This window comes from Skermanella sp. (assembly GCF_059503625.1).
Genome location: NZ_JCACHA010000983.1, coordinates 1 through 6,405, shown reverse-complemented (window position 1 = coordinate 6,405; position 6,405 = coordinate 1). Strand labels below are relative to the sequence as shown.

The window sequence follows — 6,405 nt, the reverse complement described above, 5'->3', positions numbered from 1 at the left end:
CGAGGCCGGCGCCGACATGGTCTTCGTGGAAGCGCCGACGACGGAGGAGCAGATCGCCGAGATCGCCCGCCGGGTGCCCGGCTGGAAGCTGATCAACATGTTCCAGGGCGGCAAGACGCCGCTGCTGCCGACCCGCCGTCTGGCCGAACTCGGCTACCAGCTCGTCATCATGCCCAGCGATCTCCAGCGTGCCGCCATCGCCGCGATGAGGCGGGCATTGCACTGCATCGCCGAGGACGGCAGCACGGCGGCCATGGCCGGGGACATGGTCACCTTCAAGGAGCGGGAAGAGTTGATGGGCACCGCGCACTCACTGGAACTGGACCGCTGCTGGGGGGCCTGCGCGGTTCCGCCAAACCCGAACGGGGTGCGGGGCCACGGGCCCGGCACCCCGTTCTCCTGAAGGACGAAGCCTTCCTTACTCTTCCGGCAGCACCGGCTCGACGTTCCAGATCTCGGATGCGTATTCGGCGATGGTCCGGTCGCTGGAGAACCAGCCCATCGACGCCGTGTTGATGACGGCCTTCCGAGTCCACTGGTCCGGATTGCGGTAGAGGTCGGCCACCGCCTCGTGAGCTTCCCGGTACGCCTGGAAGTCGGCCGTCACCAGGAACGAATCGCCGCCGTCGGTCAGCGCCTGGATCAGCGGCCGGTAGCGGTGCGGGTCGTTGGGCGAGAAGACGCCGCTCGCGATCATGTCCAGCGCCCGCTTGAGGGGCGGGTTGGCCGCGATCACGTCGCGCGGGTTATAGGCATTGCCGTGCCGGAGCGCTCCCGCTTCCTCGGCGGTCAGGCCGAAGATGAAGATGTTTTCCGGTCCGACGGCGTCGCGGATCTCCACGTTGGCGCCGTCCAGCGTGCCGATCGTCAGCGCACCGTTGAGCGCCAGCTTCATGTTGCCGGTACCCGACGCTTCCATGCCGGCGGTCGAGATCTGCTCCGACAGGTCGGCGGCGGGCATGATGATCTCCGCCAGCGTCACGTTGTAGTTCGGCAGCAGCGCGATCTTCAGCAGCCCGCGGACGGAGGGGTCCTGGTTGACCACCTTGGCGACGTCGTTGATCAGCTTCAGCGTCAGCTTCGCCATGTGGTACGACGGTGCGGCCTTGCCGGCGAAGATCTTGGTGACGGGCACCCAGTTGACCGTCTGGCTGTCGCGCATGTCATTGTACAGCGCGATGGTCTGAAGCACGTTCAGGAGCTGGCGCTTGTATTCGTGGATGCGCTTGACCTGAACGTCGAACATGCTGTCGACCGAGACTTCGACGTTCAGTTCGCGCCCGATCAGGGCCGCCAGCCGCTTCTTGTTCTGCCGCTTGGCCCGGCGGAATTCCTCGCGGAAGACTTCGTCCTCGGCGCGCGGCTTCAGCGCTTCCAGCTCTTCCAGGTTCCTGATCCAGCCGCTGCCGATCCGGCTGGTGATCAGGTCGGACAGCGGCTTGTTGGACTGGTGCAGCCAGCGGCGCGGCGTGATGCCGTTGGTCTTGTTGTTGATCCGCTCCGGGAATTCGGTATGCAGGTCGGCGAAGACCGTCTGCTTCATCAGTTCCGTGTGAAGCCCGGAAACGCCGTTGACCTTGTGGCTGCCGATGAAGGCCAAGTTGCCCATGCGGACGCGGCGGTCGCCGTTCTCGTCGATCAGCGACACCTTGGACAGGGTCGCGGCGTCGCTCTTGCGCGCCTGGACCTTCTGAAGGAAACGGCCGTTGATCTCGTAGATGATCTGCATGTGGCGCGGCAGCACCCGCTCCACCAGCCGCACCGGCCAGGCTTCCAGCGCTTCCGGCAGCAGCGTGTGGTTGGTGTAGGAGAAGGTGCGCTGGGTGATGTCCCAGGCGTGATCCCATTGCAGCGCGTGCTTGTCGACCAGCAGGCGCATCAGTTCGGCGATGCCGATGGCGGGATGGGTGTCGTTGAGCTGGATCGCGGCCTTTTCCGGCAGCAGGTCGAAGCCGCTGTGATGCTGGCTGTAGCGGCGCAGGATGTCCTGGAGCGACGCGCTGGTGAAGAAGTATTCCTGCTTGAAGCGAAGCTCGCGGCCGGCGTCCGTCGCATCGTTCGGATACAGGACGCGGCTCAGGTTCTCCGACAGGATCTTCTGCTCGACGGCCTTCATGTAGTCGCCGTCGTTGAAATGGCCGAAGTGGAAGTCGCTGGTCGCCCGCGCCGACCACAGGCGCAGCGTATTGATCGTCTTGCCGCCATAGCCCACGACCGGCGTGTCGAACGCCATCGCCAGCACGCGCTCGGTATCGATCCACTTGTAGGCCCGTTCGCCCATGCTGTCGCGGGTCTCCTCGACCCGGCCATAGAACTGGACCGGGTACAGGATCTCCGGCCGGGGGAACTCCCACGGGTTGCCGAACTGGAGCCAGTGCTCCGGATGCTCGACCTGCCAGCCGTGCTCGAAGCGCTGCTCGAACAGGCCGAACTCGTAGCGGATGCCGTAGCCGTAGCCGGGCAAGCCCAGCGTCGCCATGCTGTCGAGGAAGCAGGCGGCCAGACGGCCCAGGCCGCCGTTGCCCAGCGCCGCGTCCGGCTCCATGTCGACGATATCGCCCAACCGCAGGCCCAGTCCGTCCAAAGCGTCGCCGACCGCCTGCATCACGCCCAGGTTGGCGAGACTGTTGGTCATCAGGCGACCGATCAGGAACTCCAACGACAGGTAGTAGACCCGCTTGGCGTCGGCCTTGTAGTAGTTCCGCGTGGTCTCCATCCAGCGATCGACAAGCCGGTCCCGTACACCGAAGGCGGATGTGGTGAACCAGTCGCGACGGGTGGCTGCTCGCGTGTCCTTGCCCACCGTGTAAACCAGACCTTCCAGAAACGACCTTTTAAAGGCTTCCGTGTCCAGGCCCCGGTGTTCCAGGCTTCGCGGATTGTAGCGTGCGTCCATGGATACGAGACTTTCTGCTGCCGACTTCATGATTCGAACCGCGCGCCCTGTTCGTCGCGCGAATGACTACACGTGTACCTGTATTGAGGTTAACACTTCCTGAGCGTTGCTAATCCGGATCTGCATGTCCGGTTGTACCTGACGCATCTTCCCTGTACCGGTGAAGAGCGTAGGATAATTTCACACGAGCGCGATCCATATCCGTCCCGAAGGGTGAGAACGTGGACCATATTACGGTAATACAACGAATTTCATCGGAAAAGGCAATCAGACGCGCTACCGTTTCGGATATATCCGCTCTATTGGAAGTCGAAAATCGCTCTTTCGAGTCAGATCGCCTCACCCGAAGGAACTTTAATTACCTTCTCAAACGAGGAAATGCTGTCTGCCTGGTGGAAACGGCAGGTTCCGCGGACGGAAGGACGGAGGGGCGGATCGCGGGATACGTCCTGCTGCTGTTCAACGCCGGGACATCGCTGGCGAGGCTATATTCCTTCGCGGTAGATCCCGATTTCCGCCGGACCGGCGTGGCGCACCGCCTGCTGGACGCAGCCGAGCGCGCGGCCAAGGATCATGAATGCGTCTATATACGGCTGGAGGTCCGGCGCGACAACGAAGCGGCGATCGGCCTCTATCACCGGGCCGGCTACCGCGAGTTCGGCATCTATCGAGACTATTACGCCGACCACATGGAAGCGTTGCGCCTGGAAAAGCTCCTGCGGCCGGCGACGGGACCCAGCGGAAGAGTGCCGTACTATGAACAAACTCTGGATTTCACCTGTGGACCTTCCGCCCTCATGATGGCGATGAAGGCGCTCGATCCGGCGCTGGAACTCAACCGAATGCTGGAACTCCGGATCTGGCGGGAATCGACCACGATCTTCATGACCTCCGGTCATGGCGGATGCGGTCCCTACGGTCTGGCCCTGTCGGCGTGGCGCCGGGGTTTCGATGTCGAACTGGTGCTGAACGACGACCGCGCGCTGTTCCTGGACAGTGTGCGCAGCTCGGAGAAGAAGGAGGTGCTTCGTCTCGTCCAGGAAGAGATGCAGGGAGAGATCGCGGAAACCGACATCCGGGTCAGCTATCGCGGTTTCGGGGCCGGCGAGTTGACGGGACTGGTTGAGGCCGGGGCGATCCCCGTCGTGCTGATCAGTTCCTACCGGATCTACCGCGAGAAGTTTCCGCACTGGGTCGTGGTCGCCGGCAGCGACGAACGGTTCTTCTACGTTCACGATCCCCTGGTCGAAACAGCCAAGCACACCAGCGACACCGATCGCGTCAACATGCCCATCCTCAAGAAGGACTTCGAGCGAATGGCCCGCTACGGCAAGGCCCAGCTCAAGGCCATGGTCGTCCTACGCTCCCGGCAGGATCATCACTGAATGTCGTCTCACCTGATCATCGTCGACAAGTCTTCCTCCTTCAAATTCGACCGCACCGACCTCGAAGTTCTCACGACCAAGGATTACATCGCCCGTCCGGAACTGGTCCGCACGCGCAATCCGAAGATCGTCAACCTCGGCCGGGCCTACAGCTACCTGGGAGCCGGCTATTACTGCTCCCTGCTGGCCGAAGCGCGGTCCCACAAGGTCATCCCGTCGGTCAAGACGATCCTCGACCTCAGCCAGAAGAGCATCTATCGCTACGCCTTGGCCGAGTTGGAGGAGCTGCTGAAGCGGCGCCTGCGCAAGATGGCGCAGCCGCCCGAAGCGTCGTTCACGCTCTACAGCTTCTTCGGCAGCGCCGACGACCGGCGCTTCCAGGTCCTGACGCGGCGGACCTTCGATCTGTTCCGCTGTCCGATGCTGAAGATCCAGATCCGGCTCAAGGACGACTGGCACATCCACGCGCTCCAGCCGCTGTCGCTCGACGACCTGCGCGCCGACCAGGAAGACCATTTCCGGACAGCATTGGACGCCTACACCAAGTCGAGCTGGCGCGAACCGACGGAAAAGCTGGCCCCGCGCTACACGATGGCTATCCTGCACAATCCCAAGGAAGCCCTGCCGCCCAGCAGCCCCAAGGCGCTTCAGAAGTTCATCAAGGCCGGCGAAGCGCTCGGCATCACGATCGAGCTTGTTGAAAAAAAGGATTATCTGCGTCTTGCGGAGTATGACGCTTTGTTCATCCGCGAGGACACCTCGCTCGACGACCACACTTATCGCTTCTCGAAGAAGGCCGAGAAGGAGGGGATGGTGGTCATCGACGATCCCAACTCGATCCTGAAATGCACCAACAAGGTCTATCTGGCGGAGCTTCTGAAGGCTCATAACCTGCCGGCGCCCAAGACAGTCATCGTCGACCGCGGGAAGATTCCCTGGCTCGAGCAGCAGATCCCCTATCCGATCGTGCTCAAGATCCCCGACGGCTCCTTCTCCCGCGGCGTATACAAGGTCCAGAACAGAGGAGAACTGGAAGCTACCGCGGCGACACTGCTCGAAGAATCGGACGTAATATTGGCTCAGGAATTCATGTACACGGAATTCGACTGGCGGGTCGGAGTCTTGAACCGGCAACCGATCTTCGTTTGCCAGTACCTAATGGCGAAGAAGCACTGGCAGATCGTCAAGCACAGTACTGATGGCCGTTTCGAGCAGGGCTCGTTCAAGACGATGCTCGTAAATGAAGCGCCGAAAGCGGTGGTGGATATTGCCGTCAAGGCGGCGGGCTTGATCGGCAACGGCCTGTATGGAGTTGATCTCAAGCAGAATGACCGTGGGATATTCGTGATCGAGATCAACGACAATCCTAATATTGATACAGGGGTCGAGGATCTGAGGTTAAAGGATGAATTGTATAAAATTATTGTTCGTGAGTTCATAAGACGTTTGGATGGTAGGACAAACGGGGAGGTTGCCCGCGGCTAAGCGATATACCGCTTATTTGTACGCACACAAACAATTTCTTTAGTTGCCACCGGTGGAACATTCGGAAACGCGCCACGTTGAATTCGCACAACACCGGAGCAACCGGGCCTGAGCCGCCAAGGGCTCAACCAAGGTCGGCTTCTGAAGAGGCAAAGGATCGATCGGGAGAGAAGCAAATACTCGGAAGATAGCGGATATTAGATCCGGGTCCTGGGAGTGCCGGCTGCCACCAGCACTCCGGGGCGGGGCTTGAAACCAAGTCCGCCTTTACAGGATCCGGTGAAGCACTGGCCCATCGGGACCTGCCAGTCCCTTTAGACCGGACCGCACCGCGCCCCGGTGCCGCCCCTCAGCGATCAAGAACGCGCGAACAAGAGACGATTGGAGCGTACATATGGCTTACTCGTTCGACAGTGAACTAGTCAACTGCATTCCGAATTTGCAGCGCTACGCCTGTAAGCTTACCCGTGACGCGTCGAGTGCGGAAGACCTGACCCAGGACTGTCTGGCTCGCGCCCTTTCCCGCTCCCACCGGTTCGAACCGGGGACCAACATGCAGGCGTGGCTGACCACCATGCTGAAGAACCTGCACTTCAACAACCTCCAGCGCGACAAGCATGTCACCAAGGTCGAGCTTTG

The 6,405-nt window shown here is 61.4% G+C and carries 5 protein-coding genes; 4 read left to right on the top strand and 1 reads right to left on the bottom strand.

Translation table 11 applies throughout. The features are described from left to right. The coding region (locus AC5JJ6_RS36020; protein ID WP_496046648.1) for an isocitrate lyase/phosphoenolpyruvate mutase family protein at nucleotides 1–403 on the top strand (403 nt) is incomplete at its 5' end. A 15-nt stretch (nucleotides 404–418) separates the two neighbouring features. On the opposite strand, the gene AC5JJ6_RS36015 is transcribed toward AC5JJ6_RS36020, so the two are convergent. Continuing rightward, nucleotides 419–2,896 (bottom strand): glycogen/starch/alpha-glucan phosphorylase, encoded by a 2,478-nt coding sequence (locus tag AC5JJ6_RS36015; protein WP_496046647.1) that lies wholly within the window; start codon nucleotides 2,894–2,896, stop codon nucleotides 419–421. 221 nt (nucleotides 2,897–3,117) lie between these two features. Here AC5JJ6_RS36015 and AC5JJ6_RS36010 point away from each other — a divergent pair, with 221 nt between their 5' ends. The 3 genes from AC5JJ6_RS36010 to AC5JJ6_RS36000 all read left to right on the top strand — a co-directional run. Further along, nucleotides 3,118–4,281: a GNAT family N-acetyltransferase/peptidase C39 family protein gene (locus AC5JJ6_RS36010; RefSeq protein WP_496046646.1), complete on the top strand. Its 1,164-nt coding sequence runs from the start codon at nucleotides 3,118–3,120 to the stop codon at nucleotides 4,279–4,281. Then, a complete protein-coding gene (locus AC5JJ6_RS36005; protein ID WP_496046645.1) occupies nucleotides 4,282–5,766 on the top strand; it encodes a RimK family ATP-grasp domain-containing protein in 1,485 nt (494 codons plus the stop codon). A 394-nt stretch (nucleotides 5,767–6,160) separates the two neighbouring features. Next, a partial coding sequence (locus AC5JJ6_RS36000) for a sigma factor (RefSeq protein ID WP_496046644.1) occupies nucleotides 6,161–6,405 on the top strand: 245 nt, incomplete at its 3' end.